Annotated in this window: 26 protein-coding genes and 2 pseudogenes; 15 read left to right on the top strand and 13 right to left on the bottom strand. The window is 68.8% G+C overall.

Annotated features, from left to right (window positions below; genetic code table 11):
- Positions 1–33: 33 nt before the first annotated feature.
- Positions 34–516, bottom strand: a complete 483-nt coding sequence (locus O3W51_RS14180; RefSeq protein ID WP_164606888.1) for a hypothetical protein — start codon at positions 514–516, stop codon at positions 34–36.
- Entirely contained in the window at positions 513–2294 is a 1782-nt protein-coding gene (locus O3W51_RS14185) for a glycoside hydrolase family 15 protein (protein ID WP_269286017.1), read from the bottom strand. The genes O3W51_RS14180 and O3W51_RS14185 overlap by 4 nt, the downstream gene beginning before the upstream one ends.
- Positions 2295–2845: 551 nt before the next feature.
- Here O3W51_RS14185 and O3W51_RS14190 point away from each other — a divergent pair.
- Both O3W51_RS14190 and O3W51_RS14195 read left to right on the top strand, forming a co-directional pair.
- The gene (locus O3W51_RS14190) at positions 2846–3256 is read left to right on the top strand and encodes a universal stress protein (protein ID WP_164606883.1); all 411 of its coding nucleotides are present in this window, start codon (positions 2846–2848) and stop codon (positions 3254–3256) included.
- Positions 3257–3585: 329 nt separating this feature from the next.
- Complete coding sequence (locus tag O3W51_RS14195) at positions 3586–4821, top strand: PP2C family protein-serine/threonine phosphatase (protein ID WP_239069612.1); 1236 nt, start codon at positions 3586–3588, stop codon at positions 4819–4821.
- Between the two features lie 45 nt (positions 4822–4866).
- On the opposite strand, the gene O3W51_RS14200 is transcribed toward O3W51_RS14195, so the two are convergent.
- From O3W51_RS14200 to O3W51_RS14210, 3 genes and pseudogenes are all read right to left on the bottom strand, one after another.
- Positions 4867–7650 (bottom strand): aconitate hydratase, encoded by a 2784-nt coding sequence (locus tag O3W51_RS14200; protein ID WP_269286018.1) that lies wholly within the window; start codon positions 7648–7650, stop codon positions 4867–4869.
- Positions 7651–7660: 10 nt separating this feature from the next.
- A complete protein-coding gene (locus O3W51_RS14205; RefSeq protein WP_164606877.1) occupies positions 7661–7870 on the bottom strand; it encodes a hypothetical protein in 210 nt (69 codons plus the stop codon).
- Positions 7871–8165: 295 nt separating this feature from the next.
- Positions 8166–8315 (bottom strand): annotated as a pseudogene (locus tag O3W51_RS14210) (acetylxylan esterase); the annotation flags it as partial.
- 127 nt (positions 8316–8442) lie between these two features.
- Between O3W51_RS14210 and O3W51_RS14215 the strand changes: the two are divergent.
- Both O3W51_RS14215 and O3W51_RS48835 read left to right on the top strand, forming a co-directional pair.
- A pseudogene (locus tag O3W51_RS14215) lies at positions 8443–8832 on the top strand (2-oxo acid dehydrogenase subunit E2); the annotation flags it as partial.
- A gap of 183 nt (positions 8833–9015) precedes the next feature.
- Positions 9016–9438 carry a carboxymuconolactone decarboxylase family protein gene (locus O3W51_RS48835; protein WP_203672405.1) on the top strand — a complete coding sequence of 141 codons (423 nt, stop codon included), beginning with the start codon at positions 9016–9018 and terminating at the stop codon, positions 9436–9438.
- Here the strand turns inward: O3W51_RS48835 and O3W51_RS14220 are convergent.
- On the bottom strand, positions 9351–9761 hold the full coding sequence (locus O3W51_RS14220) for an STAS domain-containing protein (RefSeq protein ID WP_164606875.1): 411 nt from the start codon (positions 9759–9761) through the stop codon (positions 9351–9353). The genes O3W51_RS48835 and O3W51_RS14220 overlap by 88 nt on opposite strands.
- Before the next feature lie 292 nt (positions 9762–10053).
- Positions 10054–10416: a DUF488 domain-containing protein gene (locus O3W51_RS14225; RefSeq protein WP_164606872.1), complete on the bottom strand. Its 363-nt coding sequence runs from the start codon at positions 10414–10416 to the stop codon at positions 10054–10056.
- Between the two features lie 237 nt (positions 10417–10653).
- On the opposite strand from O3W51_RS14225, the gene O3W51_RS14230 reads away from it, so the two are divergent.
- Positions 10654–11394: a uracil-DNA glycosylase gene (locus O3W51_RS14230; RefSeq protein WP_164606957.1), complete on the top strand. Its 741-nt coding sequence runs from the start codon at positions 10654–10656 to the stop codon at positions 11392–11394.
- 188 nt (positions 11395–11582) lie between these two features.
- Here the strand turns inward: O3W51_RS14230 and O3W51_RS14235 are convergent, their stop codons facing one another.
- From O3W51_RS14235 to folE, 4 genes are all read right to left on the bottom strand, one after another.
- The gene (locus tag O3W51_RS14235; RefSeq protein ID WP_164606870.1) at positions 11583–12104 is read right to left on the bottom strand and encodes a DUF2231 domain-containing protein; all 522 of its coding nucleotides are present in this window, start codon (positions 12102–12104) and stop codon (positions 11583–11585) included.
- Positions 12105–12221: 117 nt separating this feature from the next.
- The gene (locus O3W51_RS14240; RefSeq protein ID WP_164606868.1) at positions 12222–12509 is read right to left on the bottom strand and encodes a hypothetical protein; all 288 of its coding nucleotides are present in this window, start codon (positions 12507–12509) and stop codon (positions 12222–12224) included.
- Positions 12510–12718: 209 nt separating this feature from the next.
- Positions 12719–13612 carry a dihydrofolate reductase family protein gene (locus O3W51_RS14245; protein ID WP_164606866.1) on the bottom strand — a complete coding sequence of 298 codons (894 nt, stop codon included), beginning with the start codon at positions 13610–13612 and terminating at the stop codon, positions 12719–12721.
- Positions 13605–14306, bottom strand: a complete 702-nt coding sequence (folE, locus tag O3W51_RS14250; RefSeq protein ID WP_164606864.1) for a GTP cyclohydrolase I — start codon at positions 14304–14306, stop codon at positions 13605–13607. The genes O3W51_RS14245 and folE overlap by 8 nt, the downstream gene beginning before the upstream one ends.
- A 288-nt stretch (positions 14307–14594) precedes the next feature.
- On the opposite strand from folE, the gene tal reads away from it, so the two are divergent.
- The 4 genes from tal (at position 14595) to O3W51_RS14275 (ending at position 19851) form a co-directional block, all read left to right on the top strand.
- Positions 14595–15746: a transaldolase gene (tal, locus tag O3W51_RS14255; protein WP_164606862.1), complete on the top strand. Its 1152-nt coding sequence runs from the start codon at positions 14595–14597 to the stop codon at positions 15744–15746.
- Positions 15743–16975 carry an NAD(P)/FAD-dependent oxidoreductase gene (locus tag O3W51_RS14260; protein WP_164606860.1) on the top strand — a complete coding sequence of 411 codons (1233 nt, stop codon included), beginning with the start codon at positions 15743–15745 and terminating at the stop codon, positions 16973–16975. Before tal ends, O3W51_RS14260 begins: the two co-directional genes overlap by 4 nt.
- Before the next feature lie 797 nt (positions 16976–17772).
- Positions 17773–19488, top strand: a complete 1716-nt coding sequence (ctaD, locus tag O3W51_RS14270; RefSeq protein WP_164606858.1) for an aa3-type cytochrome oxidase subunit I — start codon at positions 17773–17775, stop codon at positions 19486–19488.
- Positions 19489–19506: 18 nt separating this feature from the next.
- Positions 19507–19851, top strand: a complete 345-nt coding sequence (locus O3W51_RS14275; RefSeq protein WP_164606856.1) for a hypothetical protein — start codon at positions 19507–19509, stop codon at positions 19849–19851.
- A 916-nt stretch (positions 19852–20767) separates the two neighbouring features.
- Here O3W51_RS14275 and O3W51_RS14280 read toward each other — a convergent pair.
- On the bottom strand, positions 20768–20911 hold the full coding sequence (locus O3W51_RS14280; protein WP_164606854.1) for a hypothetical protein: 144 nt from the start codon (positions 20909–20911) through the stop codon (positions 20768–20770).
- A gap of 290 nt (positions 20912–21201) precedes the next feature.
- On the opposite strand from O3W51_RS14280, the gene O3W51_RS14285 reads away from it, so the two are divergent.
- Complete coding sequence (locus O3W51_RS14285) at positions 21202–21852, top strand: carbonic anhydrase (protein WP_164606852.1); 651 nt, start codon at positions 21202–21204, stop codon at positions 21850–21852.
- Positions 21853–22268: 416 nt separating this feature from the next.
- Here the strand turns inward: O3W51_RS14285 and O3W51_RS14290 are convergent, their stop codons facing one another.
- Positions 22269–22397 carry a hypothetical protein gene (locus tag O3W51_RS14290; protein ID WP_269286019.1) on the bottom strand — a complete coding sequence of 43 codons (129 nt, stop codon included), beginning with the start codon at positions 22395–22397 and terminating at the stop codon, positions 22269–22271.
- 209 nt (positions 22398–22606) lie between these two features.
- Between O3W51_RS14290 and O3W51_RS48465 the strand changes: the two genes are divergently transcribed.
- From O3W51_RS48465 to O3W51_RS14310, 5 genes are all read left to right on the top strand, one after another.
- Entirely contained in the window at positions 22607–22867 is a 261-nt protein-coding gene (locus O3W51_RS48465; RefSeq protein WP_331284069.1) for a hypothetical protein, read from the top strand.
- Positions 22868–22873: 6 nt separating this feature from the next.
- Complete coding sequence (locus O3W51_RS14295) at positions 22874–23239, top strand: hypothetical protein (RefSeq protein ID WP_331284070.1); 366 nt, start codon at positions 22874–22876, stop codon at positions 23237–23239.
- Between the two features lie 312 nt (positions 23240–23551).
- The gene (locus O3W51_RS14300) at positions 23552–24754 is read left to right on the top strand and encodes a globin domain-containing protein (RefSeq protein ID WP_269286021.1); all 1203 of its coding nucleotides are present in this window, start codon (positions 23552–23554) and stop codon (positions 24752–24754) included.
- 58 nt (positions 24755–24812) lie between these two features.
- The gene (locus tag O3W51_RS14305; protein ID WP_164606848.1) at positions 24813–25217 is read left to right on the top strand and encodes a cupin domain-containing protein; all 405 of its coding nucleotides are present in this window, start codon (positions 24813–24815) and stop codon (positions 25215–25217) included.
- Entirely contained in the window at positions 25214–25645 is a 432-nt protein-coding gene (locus O3W51_RS14310; RefSeq protein WP_443048284.1) for a hypothetical protein, read from the top strand. Before O3W51_RS14305 ends, O3W51_RS14310 begins: the two co-directional genes overlap by 4 nt.
- The last annotated feature ends 165 nt before the right edge of the window (positions 25646–25810 follow it).

The raw sequence follows: 25810 nt of genomic DNA on the forward strand, positions 1-25810 counted from the left end.
ACACTTTCATCCGCGCCAGTTTCTCGTGGTGCCTCAACCGGAGAGCGAGGCGAATCCGCCGATCAGAGCTCCGTAGGCGATGTGGGCCAATATGGTGACGGCCGGTGTGCTCGGGCCGTAGTTGAGCATCAGGAAGCCGGGGGGTTCGAGCAGTGCCACGTCCGGAGCACTGGTCATTGGGCTGCCCATGCGGGGGTGGACGAGCGGCAGCAGGGTATTCACCAGCGCCGTGACGGCGAAGAGTCCGTGGACCAGGCCGAACAGCGCGCCCAACCACCAGCCGGCGTGATGGATAGCGAGGAAGACGGCATAGTAGACGAAGGCGAAGATCTGCCCGTTGGCGAAGTGCATCAGGTACCCGAGGGCCTTCGCGCGGGTGCGGTCGACCGTGACCACCGTGCCGAGCAGAAACGGCAGATCCATGCGTGTCAGGCTCAACGCGCTGGCTGCGCGCAACGCGGTAGTCAGAATGAGCGTTCCGATGAATCCGCCTGCGGCGATACCTGCCGGGTTCATCGGGCTGCCACGCTACGGGCCGTGTCGATGGCGGTGGCCGCGCTGATGAGTGCCAGATGGCTGAGTGCTTGGGGGAGGTTGCCGAGGAATGCGCCGTCAGCCGGGTCGATCTCCTCGCTGTACAGGCCAACGTCATTGGCCAGCGCGACCAGGTCATCCATCAAGGTGGCGGCCCGCTCCACCCGCCCGGTCCGTGCCAGGGACTCCGCCAGCCAGAACGAGCAGGCCACGAACGCCCCCTCGCTGCCTTTGATGCCGTCTTCACCGGAGTACCTGGCAACATACGGACCGTTGCGCAGTCTGCGATCGATGGCGTCTACCGTGGAGCGCAGGCGCGGATGGGCGCCGTCGTAGCCGTACAGCAGGCCGAGCAGCACGGCGGCGTCCAGGTCCTCGCTTCCGGCGGACCGTACATAGCAGCCGCCGCGATCTGAGAAGCACTGGTTCTCGATGAAATGGTGGACCTCTTGCCGGGCGGCGCGCCAGCGAGGCGCGTGTCGATCGGGGATCAGCCGCCGTTGTGCCAGATCGATGGCCCGGTCGAGCGCCACCCAGCACATCATCTTGGACTGTGTGAAGTGGAGGGGCGTGCTGCGGACCTCCCAGATTCCGGAGTCGGGCCGCTGCCAGCCGGCGCAGACGAAGTCAGCCAGTTCCGCCAGCCTGCGGGCTACGTCCGCGTCCAGCCGCCCCGTCGCACCGGCATACAACCAACCGGTATGCAGCAACTCGCCGTAGGTGTCCAACTGGACCTGGTCGACGGCCGCATTGCCGGTCCGCACCGGAGCCGAGCCCCGGTAGCCCGCCAGTGGAAGGACCCGCTCGTGGGCGGGGGCTCCGCCGTCCAGCCGGTAGAGGACCCGCAGCCGTGGGTGCGTGAGCTGGGAGGCGTGCATCAGCCACCAGAAGTAGGCATGTGCCTCAGCAGGGCACCCGAGTTGCAGGAACGCGTCCAGAGCAAACGCTGAGTCCCGAATCCAGGAGAACCGGTAGTCCCAGTTGCGTTGGCCGCCTATGTACTCCGGCAGGGAGGAGGTCGCCGCGGCGGCGACCGCTCCTGACTGGGCGAAGACGAGCAGCTTCAGTACGAGCGCACTGCGTGAGACCGCTTCCTGCCACGGCCCGGAGTACTCCCGTGAGCCGGCCCAGCGGCGCCATGTTTGGCACGTGCGCTCCATCCTCGCCTCGCACTCGCCGCGGGTCGGCAGAACGAGCGGCTCCTGGTGGGCAAACGGCACAGCGATCAGGGCCGTGGCGCCTTCGCACAGGTCGAACCGGCCTCCGACTGCGCCGTCATGGCACTCCACCACGCCGACATCCCAGCCACACACAGCCAGCGCATCGGCACCATCGATGGCCACCGGGATACCCCGGCGCCATTCCATGCGCGGTGCGCGAGAGCCGTAGCCGTACCGGGGCCGTAGGCTCCAGCGCATCGGCACGGTCCCCGCCACACCGTCGAGCCTGCGCTGCAGTTCCCGCATCGGAGTGAGCGCCAGGTCGTCGTCCAGCGAAAGCGCGTCCGTGACCCTTGCCGTCCCCCGCTCCGTACGGAATGTCGTCTCCAGTACATTCGTGCCAGGCAGGTACCTGCGGGTCACCTGGTACGGCTCCTCGGGCTCCAACTGGAACCGGCCACCACGAGAGGCGTCCAGGGCACCGGCGAAGACCGTCGGCGCGTCCAGGTCCGGCAGCCCCAGCCAGTCCAACGAACCGTCCGCAGCGATCAAAGCCACGGTCCGGCCGTCACCGATCACCGCGTAGTCACGCAGAGGCACGTAGCCGTCCACCCGAGCCGTCCTGCGCGCCGCCGCAGCCCAGCCGGTCCCAGGTCGACCGTCAGCCTCCATGGCTCTACTGTCCCACCGGCCGCATTGTCCCGCTCGCCTCCCAGCAAGCGCGCACGACCGCCTGGTCAGGCTTACCCCGCCCGTCCGAGGTGGAGCGGCACCGCCGGGATGGAGGCCAACATGGATACGTCCTGAATCGCGCCGGCTTCGTTGGAGACTGTGACTCGCGGAGTCGTATCGCGTCGCATCCGGGTACTACGCCGCCATTGCTCCCACGGTGCAGCAGGCGCCGCCATGCGCCGAGAGCGAACAGGAGCGGGACTAGCCACGTGCACAACGACGACAGCACTGTGGGCGAACGGGCCGCGGCACAGCAGCCGATTGGGTGCGGCAGGCCCCCGGCTGTGCGCGAGGCTGATCCCGAGCCCGAGGCACCGGTATCCTGCCCAGTGTGCCCCTCCATCGAGCGTGTGAGTGCAGCCGTGACGTCAGATGAGACGTCGCCTGCGCCGCCTGCTGCTCCGGCGCATCCTGTTCTGGTGGGCTATGACGGATCGAGAGCCAGCCGCCGTGCACTGGCCTGGGCCACCGGGCTGGCCCGCCGGACCAGCAGGCCACTGCTCGTGGCACACATCAGCCCGGATCCCTCGCGGTATGATATGGGAACGGACGCCCCCTTCGTCTTCGTCGCCGACCCCGAGGACGATGTGCTCGATCGGCTACGCGCGGAACTCGCCGACGCACTCACCGCGGCCACCCTGGCCGGCGTGGAGGTTCACGTCGCCGACTGCGTCGGCGACACGGCGCGCCAGCTGGCTCGCCTGGCGGACGAGCACTGGGCGGAGGCCCTGGTGCTGGGAGCACCGGAGCACCGGTTGCACCACTTGATCGGGTCGGTACCGGCATGGATGGCCCGCCGCGCGCACTGCCCCGTCGTCGTCGTGCCCTGACCTCTCCTTTGCCGTGGTCGGCCTGGCAAGGGCTTGCGGAGGCAGGCGCCGTTCCGACATCGTGCCGCATGCTGCGGCGGTGTGTTCCTGGGCTGGGATCTCCACGCGTCAAGCGCGAGTTGTGGCTGCTCCCAATTCGGGCAAGACCGTAGGGTGTCGGACAGGCGTCCAGGTGCTGACGGCGCAGGGAGGAAGCAGGCATGGCGCACAATCCCAGGCGGCGGCCGGAGCAGACTTCCAAGCCTCCAACGACGGCGAGCGACGAGACCCAACTGTCGGCTGAGGCGCAATCCCCGGATGCGCCGAGGACGGAGCCCACGCCCCGCGCATTGGGGCAGCGCCAGCTGCAACGATTGCTGGACGCAGTGGTGGCCATCAGCGCCGACATGGACACCCGGGCGGTCTTGCACCACATCGTGGAGGCGGGCACCGACCTGGTAGGCGCGCGCTACGGAGCACTGGGCGTGCTCGGGGAGAGCGGTGAGTTCGCCGATCTGATCACGGTCGGGGTGGATGCGGAGCACCTTACGGCCACCGTGGGGCTCCCGCAGCGGCACGGCTTGCTCGGCAGCCTGGTCTCGGACCGGCAACCGCTTCAGGTGCCAGACATCCTGGCCGACCCCCGCTCCGTCGGCTTCCCGCCCGGCCACCCCGTGATGAGGACGCTGCTGGGGGCGCCGCTGATGGTGCGCGGCACGGTCTACGGCAACCTGTACCTGGCCGACAAGACGGACGGGACGTCCTTCGGTGACGACGACGAGGCGCTGCTGACCGCGCTGGCCAGCGCTGCGGGCGTCAGCATCGAGAACGCCCGCCTGTACGGGCAGCTCAACCGTGCCGCCGAGCACTTCCAGCGCAGCATGCTGCCCACTCTGCCCGACCTGGCGCCGGTCGAGGTCTATGCCCGCTACGAGCCCGCGTCGGACCTGCCGAAACTCGGCGGTGACTGGTACGACGCCCTGGTGCTGCCAGACGGGGCGACCTGTGTCGTTGTTGGCGACGTCACCGGCCACGATGCGCAGGTCGCCCCGGTGATGGGGCAGATCCGCAACATGCTGCGTGCCCTGGCCTACGACCGGGGCGGGCCGCCCAGCCTGGTGGTGTCGAAGCTCGACGCGGCCCTGACCATGTTCGGCGATCCGACCGCCGCCACGCTGGTGCTCGGCCGCATCGAGCGCGGCGGTGAGAGCGAGGACGCGTACAGGTTCCGCTGGACCAACGCCGGGCATCCGCCGCCGCTGCTGGTCGCCGCGGACGGCCACACCCGCTACCTCGCCCCGGCCCGCCATGGGATCCCCGTCGGCATCGACCCGTCCGTGCCCCGGTTCGACCACACACACCCGCTGTCACCGGGTACCACGCTGCTGCTGTTCACCGACGGCCTGGTGGAACGCCGTGACCAGGACATCGACGACACGCTGCGCGCGCTGGCCGACCATGCCTCTAGGCTGGCCCGCGCGCCGCTGGACGCGTTCTGCGACGAGCTGCTGACCGAGCGCGGCCAGAGGTTCGACGACGATGTCGCCCTGCTCGCCGTGCGCCTGCCCGACACGGCCGGCCAGTGAGCCACGTCGGCTGGTTTCCGTAGGCCCGGGTGGAGCGGTGCCGGTTCACGCCGACGGCAGCAGGGTGCGCAGTGCGTAGGGCAGGATGCCGCCATGACGGAAGTAGTCGCCCTCGGTGGGGGTGTCGATACGGACACGGGCCGCGAACTGAAGCACGCCGGCCGGACCCACGGCGGTGACCGTGACCTCCCGGGGCATTTCCCCCGGGCCCGCCAGGCCGCGGACTGCGTACGTTTCCTCGCCGGTCAGGCCGAGGGACTCTCGGCTCTGGCCGGGGGTGAACTGCAGAGGCAGGACGCCCAGGCCGATGAGGTTGGAGCGGTGAATGCGCTCATACGACTCGGCCAGTACGGCGCGCACACCCAGCAGGGCGGTGCCCTTGGCTGCCCAGTCGCGGGAGGAGCCGGAGCCGTACTCCTTTCCGGCGATCACCAGCAGCGGCACGCCCTCGGCCGCGTACCGTGTCGCCGCGTCGTAGATGGTGCTCTGCTCCCCGTCGGGAAGGTGCCGGGTGACGCCCCCCTCAGTGCCCGGCGCGAGCAGGTTGCGGAGCCTGATGTTGGCAAAGGTGCCTCGGATCATCACCTCGTGGTTGCCGCGCCGGGAACCGTAGGAGTTGAACTCCCTCGGTGCGACGCCGTGGCCGGTGAGGTACTCCCCGGCGGGAGAGTCGCGCTTGATGGCGCCCGCGGGTGAGATGTGGTCGGTGGTGACCGAGTCGCCGAGCAGGGCCAGCACCCGAGCGCCCTCGATGTCGTGCAACGGCTCGGGCGTGCGACTCATGCCGTCGAAGTAGGGCGGCCTGCGCACATAGGTGGAATCGGGGTCCCAGGCGAACAACTCGCCTTCCGGGGTGGGCAGGGCCCGCCACTGCTCGCCACCCGCGAAGACGTCCGCGTAGTCGCGGGTGAACATCTCCGGCCGCAGGCAGGAAGCGATGACGTCCTGGACCTCCTGCTGGCTGGGCCAGATGTCGCGCAGGAACACCGGCTTGCCGTCGCCTCCGGTGCCGAGTGGGTCGCGGGTGAGGTCGAAGGTCATTGACCCGGCCAGTGCGTAGGCGACCACCAGCGGCGGGGAGGCAAGGTAGTTGAGTTTCGTCTGGGGGTGGATGCGGCCTTCGAAGTTGCGGTTGCCGGAGAGCACCGCGGCCACTGCCAGATCGTGTTCGGACACGGCGCGGGCCACCTCGTCGATCAATGGGCCGGAATTTCCGATGCAGGTGGTGCAGCCGTAGCCGACGAGGGCGAAGCCGAGCTTGTCCAGGTACGGGACCAGGCCGGCGCTTGCCAAGTAGTCCATGACGACCTTCGAGCCGGGGGCGAGGGAAGTCTTCACCCACGGTTTCGGCCTCAGCCCGTGTTCGACCGCCTTCCTGGCGAGCAGGGCGGCGCCGACCATGACCTGCGGGTTGGACGTGTTGGTGCAGGAGGTGATCGCGGCGATCACCACCGAGCCGTGACCGATCTCGACGCTGGTTCCGTCCTTCAGCGTCAGACGGGTGATGTTCAGGGGCGGGTCGTCCGCGGCTGGGGCGGTCTCGAAGTGTGCGGGTGCGTCACCGGGGCGGTTGCCGGTCACCGCGACGGGGTCGGAGGCGGGGAAGGATTCCGCGCTGCTCGCGTCCAGCCCGACCGGCGCGGGGTCCCAGCGGACATATCCGTCCAGTGTGGCGTGGAAGGCGCGCGGTGCGTCCGCGAGCGGGATGCGGTCCTGTGGGCGTTTCGGCCCGGCGATCGACGGCACGACAGCCGACAGGTCCAACTCCAGCGTCTGGGAGTAGGTGGGCTCGTGACTGGCGTCGTGCCACAGGCCCTGTTCCTTGGCGTACGCCTCGACGAGCGCCACCTGCTCGGCGCTGCGTCCGGTGAGCCGCAGGTAGGAGAGTGTCTCGTCATCGATGGGGAAGATCGCACAGGTCGCGCCGTACTCCGGGCTCATGTTGCCGATGGTGGCCCTGTTGGCGAGCGGCACGTTGGCCACGCCGGGACCGTAGAACTCCACGAAGGTGCCCACCACGCCGTGCGCGCGCAGTTTCTCGGCGATGGTCAGCACCAGGTCGGTGGCGGTGCTGCCCTCGGGCAGTGCGCCGGTCAGCTTCACTCCGATGACCCGGGGGATGAGCATGCTCAGGGGCAGGCCGAGCATGGCCGCTTCCGCTTCGATGCCGCCCACGCCCCAGCCGAGTACGCCAAGTCCGTTGACCATCGGGGTGTGGGAGTCGGTGCCGACCAGGGTGTCGGGGAAGGCCACCCCGTCTTCGCCGAAAACGACGCGTGCCAAGTGCTCCAGGTTCACCTGGTGACAGATGCCGGTGCCCGGCGGAACGACGCGCAGGTTGTCGAAGGCGTTCTGGCCCCAGCGCAGGAACTGGTAGCGCTCGGCATTGCGCCGGAACTCCAACTCGACATTGCGGTCGAACGCCTCCGGAACGCCGTAGTGGTCGGCAATCACGGAGTGGTCGATGACCAGTTCCACCGGCCGCAACGGGTCGATGCGCGCCGCATCGCCACCCAGGGCGGCCAACGCCTCGCGCATCGCCACCAGGTCCACGATGCACGGCACGCCCGTGAAGTCCTGCATCAGCACTCGTGCCGGGGTGAACTGGATCTCGGCGGCCGGCTCGGCGGCCGGATCCCAGCCGGCCAGCGCGCTGATCTGGTCGGCGGTCACCGTATGGCCGTCCTCGTTGCGCAGTAGGTTCTCCAACAGCAACTTCAGGCTGTACGGGAGCCGCGCGGCCCTTTCGACCGCGTCGAGCCGGTAGATGGTGAAGGAGAATCCGGCGGCGGAAAGCGGTCCTCGGGCGGCAAAACTGTCGACGGTCACGGAAGGCTCCTCAGGATCGGCTGGCTCCAGGGATGTTCGGCGGCAGGTCGAGTCCGTCGAGGCTGGTGACCGGTGCGTGCAGTCCTGCAGCGAGCCTGTTCCAGCCGTTGATCACCACGAGGGCGAAGGTCAGGGCGACGGTTTTCTCTGATGTACAGACGGACTCTGCGGTGTGGGCTTCGTTCGGGGCCAGCCCGTAGGCCACGTACGCCGTCGCCACCGGTCGGTGCGACGCGTACGCGCCCCGGTGTCGGCCCGGGGCCTGTTCTTCGCGTTCACCGCCATCATCGGTTCCCGTCCCGCGCCGCAGGCGGGCGCTCCAGCGGCCCCCGTCACAGTCGGAGAACCGCCCGCACTCATGGTCAGCGGCTTTCCCGCCTCCGGCAACCCGGGCGACGGAGCCCAGGCCCTCCACCGTGCAGGCTCGGCAGGCGGCAGCGCCACACTGGTCCGCCGCACCCGCCGCTCAGGAGTGGACATCCCGAACCGTCGGGCATTGCGTTGTCGCCGGGAGCGAACTCCACGACCAGCGGCAGCAGACCCTCGGCGGCGGCCAGCATCTTCAGCCAGCCCTTCACCAGATGGCCGCTGTACCCCGCGAACGTCACGTCGTAGACCGTGACCATGGCCAGGCCCGTGTCGACCGGCTCGAAGCAGGCGTCCAGGCGAGGGACGAACAGGGCCATGAAGGACTGCATTACTAAGTGGCCATACTGACCGTCCCCGTCATCCACGACGTCGACCGCAAGACCCTCACCGAGAGCGCTCGCGAAGCCCCGCGCCCTCGCCGACAGGGCCCCGCGCCGGGCACCTCAGCCTCGACAATCTCGCCGACGGCACCTTCACCACGGCAACCTCGGCCCCTACGGCATCGACCACTTCACCGCCGTCATCAGTCCCCCGCAGGCATCCATCCTCGCCGTCGGAGCCGCCCACCCCGAACCCGTCGTCCGCGACGGCGAACTCGCCGCCGGCACAGTGATGGCCCTGACCCACTCCATCGACCACCGGGCCCTCGACGGCGCCACCGGCGCCCTTTTCCTCACCGCCCTCAAGGCACTGCTCGAACAGCCGATGCGCATCGTCGTGTACGAAGACCGCCGTGATTTCGCTCTACTGCGGCACCAGGCAGCCCAGCTGCCCATCGACAGCATGAGTAGCAGCTCCTCACCCGCTCACTGACGCGCCCGTCCGACACCCTGACGCGAACAAGCGGAGGCAACACCACGAGTGAGGCCGTCTACCACCCAGCCACCCGCTGAGATCGGCCGGCGACGCGGCCAACTCGCCCCGGTCATCAACGAAGCGTTCGACAACTTCAGCCGCGCCTTCTTCGCAGAGGCTCTGCCGGAGTAGACCAAGCAGTTGATCGCCGTCGCAGTCGCCCACCTGACCCAGTGTCCGTACTGCGTCCAGGGGCACACCCGCCTCGCGCGGCGCAAAGGCGCCGAGCCTCAGGAGACCATGGGCGATCTGGGTCGCGGCCGAGGTGCGTGTCGGCGGCGCCGATGCCCACTCCACCCTCCCCCTGCACGCCATGGAGGAGACCGAACCCCCCGTACCCGTGACCTCACCATGGTTGCCGTATCTCTCGCCATCCCTCACCGGCGCGATGCCTCAGGCCGGGATGCGCTGCTCCAAACCGGGCGAGGCTTCGACAACGTTGCGCAGCAGAAGCAGGTCGTTCCCGTGAGAGTTCCTCAGCTTGACGGGCGGGGCCAGTGCGCCAGGCTGCCGAGCGAGGGAGCACTGCGCGTTGCCTCTTCTGGTGAGGGGTGGATCTCGTAAGCGTTACGCAGGCCGCTGATGTCGAAGACTCTGACGATCCGGCCGGAGGCGGACGCGATCCGCAGTGAGCCTTCGTGTTCACGGATGCGTTTCGTGACCGCCACGACCATGCCCAGCCCCATCGAGTCCATGAAGGATACGAAGCTCAGATCCAGGACGAAGTGGCGGTGTCCGCCGTCGACGAGCTTGATCACTGCTTCACGGACCAGGGGGGAGGTGTGGGCGTCCACCTCGCCGTCGATCTCAACAACCGTCCAGCCGTTCACCACGTCGTAGCTGACGGTCATGCGCTCCTTGCGGATGATGTTCGTTCGCACCATCATCGCTCCTCACATCTCGGGCGCAGGATCCCCCAGCATGGCGCCACACCTGGCGATGGACTCGTCCGCGCGGCGCCGATGGACCAGCACCCCGAGGTCCTTGATGGCGGAGACAGTCGACCAGGACTCGTCCGCGGTCTGTCAGAGAGAGCGAGCCGGGGCATGGTCGACGCAGACCGTGACGGGCCAGTGCAGGCCACGCCCACGACACAGCACCGCACGACGTAAGCTGCGCCCCACCCGCCGTCGACGACAAAAATCAGCCCTCGCCGTCCTTGAGACCCTCGTGTGTTCGTCACCGTTTCTTGGTTAGCCATGCGGCCAGGACAGCGGCCTGGCTGTGGTCCACGTCCTTGGTGGCGGTCAACAGCATGAGCTTGTCGTGCGCCGCCAGGCCACGCAGATGCTCGGCGGCTTCGCGGTGCCCGGCATCGCGTAGTTCTGCCAGGTAGCGGCGACGGAACTCCGTGAAGCGGCTGGGCTCATGGCTGTACCACTTGCGCAGTTCGCTTGTCGGGGCGACATCACGCAGCCACTCGTCCAGGTTGGCGTCCTCCTTGCGCATGCCCCGCGGCCAAACCCGGTCGACGAGCACCCGCTTGCCGTCCTCGGGCGAGGTCTCCTCATAGACTCGGCGATAGGTGATCTGTTCGGCCATGACGGCACCCTTCAGATCGATCGGCCGCTCCTGGCCCGGGACCGGTGGACAGCGGTGACGTCACCTGTGGGAGCGGATGTGTTCGGCTCACCCAATTTTATCGCCGAGTGGGTGGGCTGGCCGGAGATCGGCTGTCGGTACCCGCGCCCTCAGCCCGAAGGAGAGGAGAACGGTGTGCGCGACACAGGCCCTGCCACCCCGGAGCCGCAGCAGTTCCCGGCCGCGACCGCACCACGGATGCGTGACGTGAGCAGGCTGGACGCCGCCGTGACCACCTGCCGGGCCTGCCCGCGCCTGGTGGCCTGGCGGGAAGAGGTCGCCCTGGTCAAGCGCCGGGCATACAGAGAGTGGGAGTACTGGGCGAGGCCGGTACCCGGCCTCGGCCCGCCGGACGCGGCGCTGGCCATCGTCGGCCTGGCACCGGCCGCGCACGGCGGCAACCGCACCGGGCGCATCTTCACCGGCGACCCGTCCGGCGACGTGCTGTACGCCGCCCTGTACGACCTCGGCCTGGCCTCCCAGCCGACCGCCACCCACCGCGGTGACGGTATGCAACTGTACGGGCTGCGGATCACGGTGCCCGTGCACTGCGCGCCGCCCGGCAATCAGCCCACCACTACCGAGCGCGACACCTGCCGTCCGTGGCTCGCCCGCGAACTGCAACTTTTGCGACCGACGCTGCGGGCCATCGTGGTGCTCGGCGGCTTCGCCTGGCAGGCGCTGCTGCCCGTGCTGACGAGCGCAGGCTGGCAGCTGCCCCGCCCCCGCCCAGCCTTTGGCCACGGCACCGAAGCCCTCCTCACCGACGCAGGCGGTGAACGGCGGATACACCTGATCGGCGGGTACCACCCCAGCCAGCGCAACATGTCCACCCGCACCCTGACCCCCGCCATGCTCCGCGACGTGCTGCACCGGGGCGCCGTGCTCGCCGGGCTGCCACAGGAGCCACAGCACCCGCAGGCACCCTTCCCTCCCTGAGACGCCGCGGTAGGCATCCTCCGTTCGCCTCCGCCTGTCTGCGCGTCCAAGAGGCTTCGGTGTCGAAGCCGCCCTGCGCTATATCCAGCCGTCGGCTCAGAGGCCGTCGTGAGGACGCTTCCTCCAGCCGCACGGGCGGGGTGCCTCCCGGGGCCCGGGGCCGCCGGGCCCAGCCAACGCGACGTGGGTCAGGCGGCGTGACGCTTGTGAGTGACGATCCGGTGCACGTTCTGCACCTCGAGTTCGTCGAGTTCCTGTGTCGGGGTGAGGCGGATGCCGATGTGATAGTCCTGAACCAGCATCCAGCCGAGGAAGCCGGCGGCGAGGGTGCACAGGACGCCAGCCGAGGTGAGGGCGAGGCCAAGGGTGGTTCCGGTGGCCGGGCCATTCCAGTGGGTGACGTACGTCCCCAGGCTGATGGCGAACAGCGCGAGGGCGGTCACGTTGAGGCCGGCGTGGGCCAGACCGACGGTTTTGGCCGCCGAGCCGCGCGGGATCCCGAAGGCCCAGTCGACGAGTCCGGGGATTGCGGCGAGCAGTGCGCTGCCGACGCCCACGATGTTCAGTGCGATCGCCAGGTTGAGCCAGAACTGGTGCCCGGTGGCCGCGTACACGGCGAAGCCCACCAGGGTTCCGGTGTAACTGGCGACCGGAAAGCCGATCAGCATCGGGTGAATGGGGTGACCGGCGAGCGTGGCTTTGCTGTACATGTAGCCTCCCAAGTGCGCCCCCCGTTCGATCGCTCTTCGTCTCTCCGCGGGTGGGATCCGCAACCCGTCCGGCGCGCTGGCGGACCCCGCCAGGCCAAACGTGTGCAGGGCGGCGCGTCAGGAACCCTTGAGGCGGCGGCTCAGCTCATCGATGTAGTGGTCACCGTAGACGGCCGCGACATCGTCGAGATCGACCATCGGGGGAAAGTCCATGACGGGCTGCCGCTCGGCGAGGTAGAGGGCGGTTTCCTCGATCACCCGCTGCTCGTCGGCCTCTGCCGCACCGACCTGGTCGACGACGGCCGGACTTGCCTGGAACCGGGACTCGATCACGTCACCGCTGTACCAGGTGCGCACCAGATAGTCGTGATCCCCCATCGGCTCGATCTGGAATTGCTCGGACATGACCACAGACTACCCGTGATGCCGGCGACTATCACGGCGTGGCTCACCATGAGGGCTTTGGTGTGTCCCGGGATGCCACAGGTGGCTACGGAGTGTTCCGGATGAGCTCTGGGGGCGCTTGCCCGGGGCCGTGTTTGATCAGTGCCGGTACGGCTACGCTCCGGTGGGCGGGCCTGAAGGGCCGCGCGGTCGATCTGGGCTGCCTCTCTTCATCGAGGCGGCACTTGGCGGTAGCTGTCGTCGGCCTCGGGGCGGCGACCGGGCAGTCGGTAGCGCAGGAACACATAGGAAGCGCGCTGCCGGGCGCTGATCAGGTCGGCTGTCTCGTGCCAGGTCGGGAGGAGTTCGAGCCCGGCGATCAGTCCGTGGCGGGTGGTGTCTGCGCGGCCGGCCAGTACGGGAGACAGGGTCAGGAACAGTTCGTTCAGGATGCCGGCGCCGACGAGTTGCCCGACCAGGCGCGGCCCTGCCTCGGAGAGGATCGTGGTGTGCCCGCGGGCGCGGATGGTGTCGAGCACCTGCGGGATGCGCAGGGTCGGGCCGTCGCCGAGGGGAAGGATGGTGCAGGTCGGTGGGAGGCGTCCGGCGAGGCGGCCGGCACCTTGGGTGGTGGTGGCGATGAGCGCGCCCGCCTGCAGGGCGGGGTGCTCGGCCGGCAGGATGCCGCTCGCGGTGACGACGACCAGTTCCGGCTCGGCAGCTCGGCGCCGGTGGTGGCGGAGCTGGGCGAAGTCTGCTGCGGCGGCCGGGTAGACGTGCTCGGGCGTCCACCGGTGGCGGGGTGAGGCGCGCAGCGTGCCTGCTCCGATGAGGACGGCGTCGGCGCAGGCCCGCAGCAGTCCCATGACGAACCGGTCCGCGGGTTCGCGTCCGCTGATCGTCGAACCGGATGACGAGTATTGCGGGCCGAGCGACACCACCCCGTCGAGGGAAGCGACGAAGTTGGCGTACAGGCACGGTTCGGGGAAGCCGAGGTCGCCTCCGTACAGTGCGGCGAGCGCCGGTGGCAGGCCCCAGCGGGGCGCCTCGGGTTCCTCATACAGCCGCACCAGCGGCTCGGTGTGGGGGACGGGGGCCGTGGGGGCGGCGTCAGGTTCAGCCACGGCTGGTGCTTCTGGGGCCGCACAGGTGGAAGAACTCCATTCTCAGCTGGTCCTCGGTGTCGTAGGTGCCGCGCCAGTAGGTGGTGCGGGTGCTGGACTCGATCTCGCGGACGCCGCGCATCTGCGTGCACAGGTGCACCGCCTCCAGGTGCACGGCGACGCCGTGCGGTTGCAGGATGCGTACCAGCGCGTCGGCGAGTTGCTGGCCGATGCGCTCCTGCACCGAGAAGCGGCGGGCGAACAGCCGTACCAGTCGGGTCAATTTGGACAGGCCGAGGATGTGCTCGTGGGCGACGTAACCGACGTAGGCGATGCCGAAGAACGGCAGGCTGTGGTGCTCACAGAGGGCGAAGAACGGGATCGGCCCCTCCACCACCTGGCTGATGCGGCAGTCAGGGCCGCCGCGGCACTCGGTCGGGAACGCGGTGACCAGCTTCTCGTCCCCCTCGTATCCGCTGGTCGCGTCGAAGAGCGCGCGGAGGAAGCGGCGCGGGGTATCGGCCGTCGAGAGGGATCCCGGCATGCCCAGGGCTGTGAAGATCTCCTGCATGTAGCCCTCGAACTGCTGCCACTGCTCGGGGGTGATGCGCCGGGGGCGGACGGCGGCCCATTCTTCACTGTCGTAACCGATGTCGTCGCCGGCCAGGCCGCCGACTTTCGGCGCCTCACTCGGTGGCTGCTGTTGATCATTCACGTATCGTCACTTCCTGTGGACGTCTGTTCGCCGCAGCCGCCTGGGCCCGGGCCTGCTCCTCGCGGTCGATCTCGAACCGGCCGTCCGTGCACCGGCTATACCTTCGACGTCTTGATCATGCAGTCAGCGCGGTGATGGTGCACCCTGGGGCGGCCTCGCCGTAGGTGTGCGTTTGGCCGGTGTCTGACCCGCCGAGGGTCGACCTGCGGCCGGGCGCGTTCTGGGTGAGTCTTGACTTGAGGAGTCTTTCGCGGTTCATGACGCCCGCGCCGGCAAGGGAGGCATACGGTGACCGACACGCTCGCTCAGCTGTCCGAGTCCGGGGTTTCGGTCTGGTTGGACGACCTGAGCCGGCAGCGGCTCGTCGAGGGCAGCCTGGCCAGGCTGATCGCGGAACGGCACGTCGTCGGCGTGACGACCAATCCGACGATCTTCGCCAGGGCCATCGAGCACAGCGACTGCTACGACGAGCAGATCACGGATCTGTCGTTGCGCGGGGTCGGTGTGGAGGAGGCGCTGCGCGTGCTGACCACTTTCGACGTGCGCTGGGCCTGCGACGTGCTGCGGCCGGCGTACGACGCCAGCGGGGGTGTGGACGGGCGGGTATCGATCGAGGTCGACCCGCGGCTCGCGCATGACACCGCGCGCACGGTCGCCGAGGCCCGGGCGCTGTGGTGGCTGGTGGACCGGCCGAACCTGTTCGTGAAGATCCCCGCCGCCAAACAGGGCCTGGAGGCGATCAGCGCCTGTCTAGCCGAGGGCATCAGCATCAACGTCACGCTGCTGTTCTCACTGGAGCGCTACGACGCGGTGACGGAGGCGTTCCTGACCGGGATGGAACGCGCCCGGGACGCCGGACACGACCTGTCCGGCATCACGTCGGTGGCGTCGTTCTTCGTCTCCCGGGTGGATACAGAGATCGACCGGCGGCTCGACCGGACGGGCGGCGAGAAGGCCGCCGCGCTGCGAGGGCGCGCCGCCATCGCCAACGCCCGCATTGCCTACGAGCACTACGAGCACATGCTCGCCACCGACCGGTGGCAGCGGCTGGAACAGGCCGGTGCCCGGCCGCAGCGGCTGCTGTGGGCGTCCACAGGCGTGAAGGATCCCGCGTATGAGGACACCCGGTACGTCGTCGACCTGGTCGCACCAGACGTGGTCAACACCATGCCGGAGGCCACCCTGAACGCGGTCGCCGACCACGCGGTGCTGCCGGCCGGCAGCATCCGCGACACCTACGGCGAGGCACACCAGGTGCTCGAGGACCTCGCTGACGCCGGGGTCGACTACCGCGACGTTGTCCAGGTGCTGGAGGACCAGGGCCTCGAGACGTTCGACGCCAGCTGGGACGAACTGGCAGGGAAACTCGCGGCACGACTGCACGCCTCCGACAGCGCCCGGCCCGAGCGCACCGCTGACAGCAGGGAGCACGCGCGATGACACCACCCACGTTCGTAATCGTCGGAGCGAGCCTGGCCGGCGCCAAAGCCGCCGAAGCGCTGCGCGGGCACGGCTTCGACGGCCGGATCCTACTCATCGGGGACGAGCCGGACCGGCCCTACGAGCGGCCGCCACTGTCCAAGGGCTACCTGCAGGGCAAGCAGGACCGCGACACGATCTTCGTCCACCCGGCACAGTGGTACATCGACCAGGCCATCGACCTGCGGAGGGACACCCTCGTCACCGAACTCGACCGCGACCAGCGCACGGTCACCGTCTCCGGCGGCGAGACGATCGGCTACGACAAGCTGCTGCTGACCACAGGCGCCTCCCCGCGCCGCCTCCCCGTACCCGGCGCGGACCTCGACGGCGTGCTCTACCTGCGCCGCGTCGGCGACTGCGAACGCATCCAGCGGACCTTCCAGTCCGCCTCCCGCATCGTCTTCGTCGGCGGCGGCTGGATCGGCCTGGAAGTGGCCGCCGCCGCCCGGGAGGCCGGCGTGGAGGTGACCGTCCTGGAGGCGGACGAACTGCCGCTGCTGCGCGTGCTGGGCCGGCAGATCGCTCCCGTCTTCGCCGACCTCCACCGGGAACACGGCGTGGACCTGCGCCTGACCGCACAGGTCGCCGAGATCGTCGGCGAGAACGGGACGGCCGCCGGCGTCCGGCTGGCCGACGGCACCCGCATCGACGCCGACGCTGTCGTGGTCGGCATCGGCGCCGTCCCCAACTCCCAACTGGCCGTCGCATCGGGCCTCCACGTCGACAACGGCATCACCGTTGACGCCTCCCTGCGGACCTCCGACCCGAACATCCACGCAGCGGGCGACGTGGGCAACGCCTTCCACCCGATGCTCGGCAAGCACATCCGGGTGGAACACTGGGCCAACGCCCTCCACCAGCCCGAGACGGCAGCACGATCGATGCTGGGCGAGGCTGCCTCCTACGACCGCGTGCCCTACTTCTTCACCGACCAGTACGACCTGGGCATGGAGTACGCCGGCTACGCCGAACCCGGCGACTACGACGACGTGGTCGTCCGCGGCGACCTGACGAGCATGCAGTTCATCGCCTTCTGGACGGCCCAGGGCCGCGTGCTGGCCGGCATGAACGTCAACATCTGGGACGTTAACGAAGCGATCCAGCACCTGGTCCGCTCCGGCACTCAGGTCGACCGGGACCGGCTGGCCGATCCGGACGTGCCACTGGAGGAACTCGCCGCCGGGTGAGGTCCTGGTGAGAAACCCGCATAGACCAGCCGGAGGTGCCGCCGATCCCCAGCGTGCCGTGACGGCTGGGCCACGCCCATCACATCTCTCGGCCAGATCACCGGTGATCCGCAACTCCAGAAGCACGGGACCGGGGGCGTACTTGCCGGCATTGGTAACCAGTTCGCTGACCACCAGTGCGTGAGGTCCGTGGCGCCGATACCGGCAGCCCGAATTCGGCCTGCAACCGCGTGAGAAGACCGGCAGCCGCCAGACAGCGGGCCTTGGCGATGCACTCGCTGTCACCGTCCAACGCTGCTGTGAGCCGCGGGGCTCGGGACCCGGCACCGTACGGCCCTCGCCCAGGGAGATGTGTTCCATCTAGGTCGCCTTGCACCTTGTTCGCAGAAGACGCACGTATACCCGCAGCCGCGTCGCATACGCGCCTGCGGCACCTCTTGACGAGCGGCTCGCCTCACACCGCGAGGGACTCGTCGAAACCTCCGGCTCCGGCCGCGGCGACACCAGCAACGACCACCCCCGCCGAAGCCCGCACGGTCAGCAGGCCAGACCTGGACAGCCTCACCAAAAGATGGCGCGCACACCCGAACGGCCCACTCTCCGAGCCGACAAGAACCCACGGTCACCCATCCCCCTCCGACACGAGGGAACTTGATCCGCATCACCCGCGCTGACGCGCGACCGCCCCGGATTGCGCCAAACGAATGATTCATTTCATTCCGCCGCATGTCCGCAGCGGATAGGGGGGGCACACAGCGGACACTGCCCAGGTTCCGTAAGGCGGGAGGGAGACCAATATGGCGGTGCAGACCGAACCGATCGGAGCACCAAGGCCGGCGACGCAACGAGGATCCGCGGTCGTGCAGTGGCTGACCACCACCGATCACAAGAAGATCGGCTCCCTGTACATGACCACGTCGTTCGCCTTCTTCCTGCTCGGCGGAGTACTGGCGCTGGTGATGCGCGGTGAGCTGGCGCGTCCGGGGCTACAAATCATGTCGACGGAGCAGTTCAACCAGGCGTTCACCATGCACGGGGCGATCATGCTGCTGATGTTCGCCACCCCGCTGTTCGCCGGCTTCACGAACTGGATCATGCCGCTACAGATCGGTGCCCCCGATGTCGCCTTCCCCAGACTGAACATGCTCGCGTACTGGCTCTACCTGCTCGGATCGCTCATCGCCGTGGGCGGCTTCCTCACCCCGCAGGGCGCCGCGAGCTTCGGCTGGTTCGCCTACGCGCCGCTCAACGACGCCCAGCACTCGCCGGGGGTCGGCGGCGATATGTGGATCATGGGGCTGGCGCTGTCCGGGTTCGGCACAATCCTGGGCGCGGTCAACTTCATCACCACCATCCTCTGCATGCGCGCCCCCGGCCTCACCATGTTCCGTATGTCGATCTTCTGCTGGAACGCGCTGCTGACCAGCGTCCTGGTGATCATGGTGTTCCCGGTGCTCGCCGCCGCGCTGCTCACCCTGGAGGCGGACCGCAAATTCGGGGCGCACGTCTTCGACGCCGCCAACGGCGGAGCACTGCTGTGGCAACACCTGTTCTGGTTCTTCGGCCATCCCGAGGTGTACATCATCGCGGTGCCGTTCTTCGGCATCATCACTGAGGTCATCCCCGTCTTCTCACGCAAGCCCGTTTTCGGCTACCTGGGTCTGGTCGGAGCGACCATCGCGATCTGCGGACTGTCGATGACGGTATGGGCCCACCACATGTTCGCGACCGGCGGGGTGCTGCTGCCGTTCTTCTCCTTCATGTCGTTCCTGATCGCGGTGCCGACCGGGGTGAAGTTCTTCAACTGGATCGGCACCATGTGGCACGGCTCCCTCAGCTTCGAGACGCCCATGCTGTGGGCGGCAGGCTTCCTGATGACCTTCTTGTTCGGCGGACTGACCGGGGTGCTGCTGGCCTCCCCGCCAATCGACTTCCACGTCACCGACAGCTACTTCGTCGTCGCCCACTTCCACTACGTGGTCTTCGGCACCGTCGTGTTCGCAATGTTCTCCGGCTTCTACTTCTGGTGGCCTAAGTTCACCGGGAGGATGCTCGACGAGCGCCTGGGGAAGATCCACTTCTGGACACTGTTCGTCGGCTTCCACACCACCTTCCTGGTCCAGCACTGGCTGGGAGCGGAGGGCATGCCGCGCCGCTACGCCGACTACCTCGCCTCCGACGGCTTCACCGCCCTCAACACCGTCTCGACCATCGGGGCGTTCCTGCTGGGCCTGTCCACCCTGCCCTTCCTCTACAACGTCTGGAAGACCGCCAAGTACGGCGAGAAGGTCGAGACCGACGACCCGTGGGGCTACGGCCGCTCACTGGAGTGGGCCACCTCCTGCCCACCGCCACGGCACAACTTCCTCACCCTGCCCAAAATCCGCTCCGAGTCCCCCGCCTTCGACCTGCACCACCCCGACATCGCCGCCCTCGAGGGACGGTACGCCGGCGCCCGCCACGGCTCAGCCTCCGCACAGGCAGACGGCCAGAACAACGGCGCCAAGGACTGAGGCGGAGACGGTACGCGGATGGACAGCCCACGGGACATCGCCGCTGGCATCGCCCGGCTGGAAGGACACCTGATCCGCCAGGCGGAGATCCACAACGCGCAGGCCGAGGCCGAGGCGTTCGCCGACCGCATGCCGTGGCTGACCGATACCCAGCGCGACGAGATCGTCCGCCTGTACGCCGATGCCCGCCTTGATGTCTCTCTCAGGGTCCTGCGGCAGGTCACGGTCCGTTGCCACGAGCTGCGGGCCGAATACACCACCCGCTACGAACAACTGCGTCTACGGCTGCTGTGTACCTGCGTCGCCCTCACGCTGGGGGCATTCTCTTTGTGCGGCTGTGTGGTGTTTCTGACCGTCGGCTGACGCCAGCCCTCTTCATTGGGGGGCTGTGACTCGACAGCGACCAGTTATCCACTGCGACCGCGCTGGACTGCAATGACTCTCGACGCGTCGCCAAAGCCAGGGAGACGTCCTCGGGCCCAACTGGTGGTCGGCGCTGTCCGGGTGCTTGGCGATCAGGCGGGCCAAGCGGTGCTCGTACTCCTCGCCCATGGCCGCATCATGCCGTCGGCCTCGGACAACGCTCACGAGGCGTCGTGCCGGATGGGCGAGCTGGAAGCTATCGGGCTCGTGACAAGGGGGGTCTTCCGGCTGCCATACGCGTTGGTGGATTCGACGCTCGCTGTCGCCCCACGGCGGGCCGGTGTGGTCCGCGGCTCCGATTCCCGCCCGGGGGCGGGGGCGCGTCAGTTTCCCTCCTGATCCCCCGAGTGGTCAGGGCCTTCGTGGTACCGGGCGGCGTTCCTTCCGGGCCGGGTCGGGTGGTGGACTGGTGGGGCTGCCGGACCGGTGGGCCCAACCACGGTGTGCCGGTCCGGCAGCCCGGAAGCGCGACGCCGGTGGCGTCTGCGGGCTCCTTGGGGGGTGCGGTGCGGGGGCGGCGGGGGCCGTGCTCGCACCGCGCGGTCAGCGGGCCCGCCAGGAAATGCCGACGGGCGAGGATCATCCATTCCTCGTCCCTCTGGCCGGGGACGGATCGTCCAGCTCCCACTGCTGGGCAAGCTCGGTGAGGATCGGCTCTAGCTCGGGGTTGGGAACCGTTTCACTTCCACTGCACTGCACCCCGATGACGGGCGCGAGCCGCATCGTCATGGTCACGCCGGGTTCAACGCCGCCTGGGCCGTCCGGGTTACTCAGTTGGCGGGGCCGGATTCCTTCAAGGCGGCGCTGGCCTGGTAGGCGTCCAAGACCAGCGCGAACTCATCGAACGCCACGGCTATCACTGACTCGGCGTGGCCTGCTGGGCCGCCGGGGCCCGACGGACGGCGAGCTGGGCGGCGCCGCGGGCCACGCTGGCCTCCCGTTCCGCGTCGCCGAGGCTGTCATCGTTCAGTGCCGCCAGGACCTGCCGCCACAGCGTCACTGGACGCTCCCGTCCCTGGGCGACGGCACCACGGGCGCCGCCCGTCCGCCGGGGCCTGCATCCGCGTCGGTGTCGCCCATCTGCTCCGGCTCGGGCGGCGGCCGAACGGCCCTTCCTGGCCGGGCAGCGCACCCAGGGCCGGTGCGCCCTTGGCGCGGTGATACCCGTAGACAATTCATCCATTCTCCCCGCTCACCGGCCCGGAATGCCGCCGGCAGCCTGACAGGCAGCGAAGTCTGTTCGGCGCCCCGGGCTGCGTGGCGACGGCGGCCTCCTCATAGGCTGCCTGCATGGCATCCACTCCTGTCTCTCCTGCCCAAGCTCTCGACGCCCTGCTCACCGGGAACCAGCGTTTCGTGGCCGGTGCCCCGCAGCACCCGAACCAGGACGCCGCCCGGCGGGCCGAGCTTGCACCGGTCCAGAAGCCCTTCGCGGTGCTGCTCGGGTGCTCCGACTCGCGGCTGGCCGCCGAGATCATCTTCGACCAGGGGCTAGGGGACCTGTTCGTGGTCCGCACCGCCGGCCACGTGCTCGGGCCGGAGGTCCTGGGCAGCATCGAGTACGGCACGAGCGTGCTGGACTGCCGCCTCGTCGTGGTCCTCGGACACGACTCCTGCGGCGCCGTCGCTGCCGCCCGCGCCGCTGTCGAAGACGGGCTGCCGGCCATCGGGTACGTCCGGAACATCGTTGAGCGCGTCACCCCGAGCGTGCTCACCGCCCGCGCGGCGGGCCTCACGGCGGACAGAGACCTGATCGACGCGCACGTACAGCACACCGTGGACCTGCTCCTGGACCGCTCCCGTATCCTGGCCGACCAGGTCGCCGCCGGACACGCCGGCGTCGTCGGCCTGGCCTACCAACTCACGGAGGGCAGCGCCCGGCTGGTGGTCACCTCCCACGGCGTCTCCACCACGGCAGCCTCCACCGCGGCTACCGGTTGACCGCCTCTGACGCGGGCAGCGTCCATACGCCGACAGCCTCAGAGCGGCGACGATGACTGCCCATTGGGGCCCGGGCCCTGGTGGTCACGCTTCGACATTGCGACAGGCTAGCGACCGGCCCAGACGAGCAACAGGGCTTAAGGAGCAATGTGGAGGGCGAGTTGATGTCTTGGCCGCCAGCTGATTCATAACGCCACGAAAGCGGACCTGACGCCGGTTAGCGTGATCAGAAAGGCTCTCGCCACCGCGTCCCAGCCCGGGAAGGACCGCCCGCATGAGTAGGCATGCCACCGCATGCGTGCACAGTTTTCAGCATCGCCGATTTGACCGGCTGCAGGGTTGTGGTCCTTCTGGCCGGACGCACCCACGCATCCGGCGACCCGCACCGTCCGGAAGACGTCCCTGAGGTCATGGGCTTACACCTTCAGGATTCCGACATCCCCGCCCTCGCAGCCCAGGCCGGGTTCGATTCGGATGCGTTCCACCAGCAGCCGCGCGGGCTCAAGCAGCCAGATCGTCGACAACGACCTGGAGGTCGTCTCCATGCTCGCGACCCGGGCCCGTACTCTCTACCTGGGAACGGCTGAACTACTGCTGGTTCATCGATCCGGCCAAGGCGTTGTGCCTGCGCTTGGCCGGCACTCCCGACGCCGACCGGCCACTTGCCGACATGTGTGACTCCGCACGCTGTCCCCAAGCCACGCACCATCCGTGCCACCGGCCAGCGTGGGAGGAATCCCGGGAGACCGCCAAGGTGTTCATCGGCGGCCTCAGCCGCCGGCAGAAGATCGAGCGGACCCGGCTGGAAGTCAGCGTGAGCCGCGCCGAGCGGGTGCTCGCTGAGATCGACCAAGCCGCAAGCAGGAGCGGCGGGGAAGGACGCCATCTGATGGGACGGATCAGCGACAGCGACCGCGCGCGCAACGAGGACGCCATCCGAGCAGCCATGGACCGGCTCTTGCGCGGGGAGTTCCCGCCGGGCGGCGAGTGCGATCTCAAATCCCTGGCTCTCTAGTCCGGCGTGATCCGGACCGGCTTCTACCCGAAGAAAAGCCGGGACGGCACTCCTCGGCCGGGCCCCTACCAGCACCTGGCCGAGGAGTTCGAGCGGCGCCTTGTTGCTTTGCGGCAGGCCGGCGAGATCATCGACCCATGGGCCGCGCAGATCGAACGGCTCAAGACCGAGGTCGCCGAGCTCAAGGACCGGGTCACCAAGCGGGACGAAGTCGTCGCCGCGCTCACCGAGTTCAAGACCGTCGCCATCTCTCGACTCGCTGCACAGCATGACGAGATCATCCGGCTCCGGGAACAGGCGGCTGCCCTCGGCAACGTTCGCCGCCTGCCTGCCGCCCGTGGTGGGACGGCGCCGTACGGGTCGTGCAGCTGAGCACAGTCGCGAAGCAGGGGCAGGCCGCCCGGTTGAAGAATGTGACCGCATCGGTGGATGTGGCGCTCCCCACAACCAATAAGTGGCATCCCAGTTGCGTATTTAGATATCGTCGCAGTGCACGGTCGGCAGGGTCGGATGCGGCGGTCACGGTCGCCGGATCGTCGCGGAGCGTGCGGCAGTCTCACTGCGTGACGCCCGGTATCCCCCCGCCGGGGCTGCTGGTGTGTCGAATGCCGTTCGAGGTCTGTCGCCTGCCCCGGGGCGGGTGGTGTCACAAATGCGAATATCATCTACCTCTTTGGAGTCGGTGTGCTTTCCGAGCAGTCCCTTCCGGTCGTCCGTGCCACGCTGCCCCTCGTGGGCTCGGCCATCGGCGAGATCAGTGAGCGTTTCTACTCCCGGATGTTCGCGTCCCACCCGGAGCTGCTGCGGGATCTGTTCAACCGCGGCAACCAGGCTAACGGGGCGCAGAAGCAGGCGCTGGCCGGGTCCATCGCCGCGTTCGCGACCGCTCTGGTCGCTCACCCCGAGGCCCGGCCGGATGTGATGCTGTCACGGATCGCCCACAAGCACGCCTCGCTCGGGATCACTTCGGACCAGTACAAGATCGTCCACCATCACCTGTTCGCAGCGATCGCCGAGGTCCTCGGCGACGCGGTCACGTCCGAGGTAGCAGCCGCCTGGGACGAGGTGTACTGGCTGATGGCCAACGCCCTGATCGCGGTGGAGGCCCGGCTCTACCAGGAGGCCGGTGTCACCGAGGGCGATGTCTGGCACCCCATGCGGGTGAGCGGACGCTGTGAGGAGACACCGGACACGGTCTCGTTCACTCTGTGCCGCGCCGACGGCCGGCCTACGCAACCGTTCCTGCCCGGCCAGTACGTCAGCGTCCAGGTGCAACTGCCGGACGGGGCGCGGCAGATCCGCCAGTACAGCCTCTCCCACTCCCCGGGTCACCCGGACTGGCGGATCACCGTCAAGCAGGTGCGAGGGAAAAGCGGTGCCGGGCCGGACGGGGAAGTCTCCTCCTGGCTGCACCAGCACCTTCGAGTGGGTGACACTCTCACGGTGTCAGCACCGTGCGGTGGGCTGACGCTGCCCGGCGGTGACGGCCCGCTGCTGCTCGCCTCCGCCGGAATAGGCAACACCCCCATGCTCTCCATGCTCGACCACCTCGCGGCCACCGGATCCAGTCGTCCGGTGCTGATCGCACACGCGGACCGCTCCCCGTCCGATCACCCGCACCGCGAAGAGACCACCCGGCTCGCGGACAGGCTGCCGCACGCCGCACTGCACCTGTGGTATGAGGAAGCCCACGCCGAGATGCCCGGCGCACGGGAGGGACGCACCAACGTGGGACTGCTCGACCTTCCAGACGGCCTGACGGCCTTCCTGTGCGGGCCCCTGCCGTACCTGAGGGCGGTGCGCGGCGCCCTGCTGCAGGCGGGAGTACCGGCCGCGGACATCCACTACGAGATCTTCGGCCCCGACCTCTGGCTCGGCAGCAACTGACAGCCGTGGACTCGCGCGCCGCCACCGAGAACGGCGCCTCCCGCCATTGGAGAATCCCATGACCGCTCCATCGCCCGAATCCGCCGCGGTGCCCCACATGCTGTGCGACGTGTCGCGACTGGGCCAGGACCGCGACGCCGGCAGTAAGGGCGCGCTCTGGCGTCTGGATGTGCCAGAGCGTCAACTCGATGCCAATCTCGTCCGTCTCCCGCCGGGTGAGCGCATCGACTGGCACCGCGAACCCGATCTCGATGTCCTCCTCCTCGTCACCGCAGGCGAGGGCGTAGCCGATACCGGGCAGGGCACCCTCCCCCTGGTGGCGGGGGTTACGTTGTGGCTTCCGCACGGCTCGGCGCGGGCCCTCGCCGCGGGTGCCGGCGGCCTGACCTATCTGACCGTGCACCGGCGGCGACCGGGACTGCGGATCGGCGCACGCCCTGCCGACGCGCAGGCGGGCGCCTGATGACCCCGGGCACCGCCGTTGCTGCCGCCGCGGCCTTCGTCTGGCTGGGTATGTTGCTGGCCATCTCGTTCCTGGAAGCACCACTGAAGTTCCGCGCGCCCGGCGTGACCGTACCCGTCGGGCTGAGCATCGGCCGACTCGTCTTCCGCGCGCTCAATACGGTCGAGGCCGTTCTGGCGCTCACCGTGATCACCGCGATCACCACCACGACCCCACCGGTGGCGGTGACCGCCACAGCCGTCACGGTTGTGGTGCTGCTCGCCGTGCAGCTCACGGTGATCCGCCCTCGCCTGAACCGCCGCTCCGACCGGGTCCTGGCCGGGGAGAACCTGCCCCGCTCACGCGGACACCTGTACTACGTGACGCTGGAGGCCGCCAAGGTCATCGGCCTGACCGCACTCGGCATCAGCGCCCTGGCCGCGCGATAGGGCGCCGCAGGGTGTGCCGTCATGGACGAGAGGACGGTTGTCCCGCACCCGGCAGGCGGCCGGTCCCTTGGGTCAGCGGCTCCTCGCGCATGGAGATGGCCGGCAGTTGCGGCAGTCGCGCCCATTCGGCGCCGGCGTGGGACGACACCCATCGAGTGAGGGCTT

This window comes from Streptomyces sp. H39-C1 (assembly GCF_027158125.1).
GTDB classification, from domain to species: Bacteria; Actinomycetota; Actinomycetes; order Streptomycetales; family Streptomycetaceae; genus Actinacidiphila; species Actinacidiphila fildesensis.

Bases quoted from the DNA above. Each gene is read 5' to 3' on its own strand.
- O3W51_RS14235 (WP_164606870.1), bottom strand. From the start codon at position 12,104: ATGTACAGCAAAGCCACGCTCGCCGGTCACCCCATTCACCCGATGCTG.
- O3W51_RS14180 (WP_164606888.1), bottom strand. From the start codon at position 516: ATGAACCCGGCAGGTATCGCCGCAGGCGGATTCATCGGAACGCTCATT.
- O3W51_RS14225 (WP_164606872.1), bottom strand. From the start codon at position 10,416: ATGGCCGAACAGATCACCTATCGCCGAGTCTATGAGGAGACCTCGCCC.
- O3W51_RS14290 (WP_269286019.1), bottom strand. From the start codon at position 22,397: ATGGAGACGACCTCCAGGTCGTTGTCGACGATCTGGCTGCTTGAGCCC.
- O3W51_RS14275 (WP_164606856.1), top strand. From the start codon at position 19,507: ATGGACAGCCCACGGGACATCGCCGCTGGCATCGCCCGGCTGGAAGGA.
- O3W51_RS14220 (WP_164606875.1), bottom strand. From the start codon at position 9,761: ATGATGGTGCGAACGAACATCATCCGCAAGGAGCGCATGACCGTCAGC.
- O3W51_RS14285 (WP_164606852.1), top strand. From the start codon at position 21,202: ATGGCATCCACTCCTGTCTCTCCTGCCCAAGCTCTCGACGCCCTGCTC.
- ctaD (WP_164606858.1), top strand. From the start codon at position 17,773: ATGGCGGTGCAGACCGAACCGATCGGAGCACCAAGGCCGGCGACGCAA.
- O3W51_RS14230 (WP_164606957.1), top strand. From the start codon at position 10,654: ATGCGTGACGTGAGCAGGCTGGACGCCGCCGTGACCACCTGCCGGGCC.
- O3W51_RS14260 (WP_164606860.1), top strand. From the start codon at position 15,743: ATGACACCACCCACGTTCGTAATCGTCGGAGCGAGCCTGGCCGGCGCC.
- O3W51_RS14240 (WP_164606868.1), bottom strand. From the start codon at position 12,509: ATGTCCGAGCAATTCCAGATCGAGCCGATGGGGGATCACGACTATCTG.
- O3W51_RS14305 (WP_164606848.1), top strand. From the start codon at position 24,813: ATGACCGCTCCATCGCCCGAATCCGCCGCGGTGCCCCACATGCTGTGC.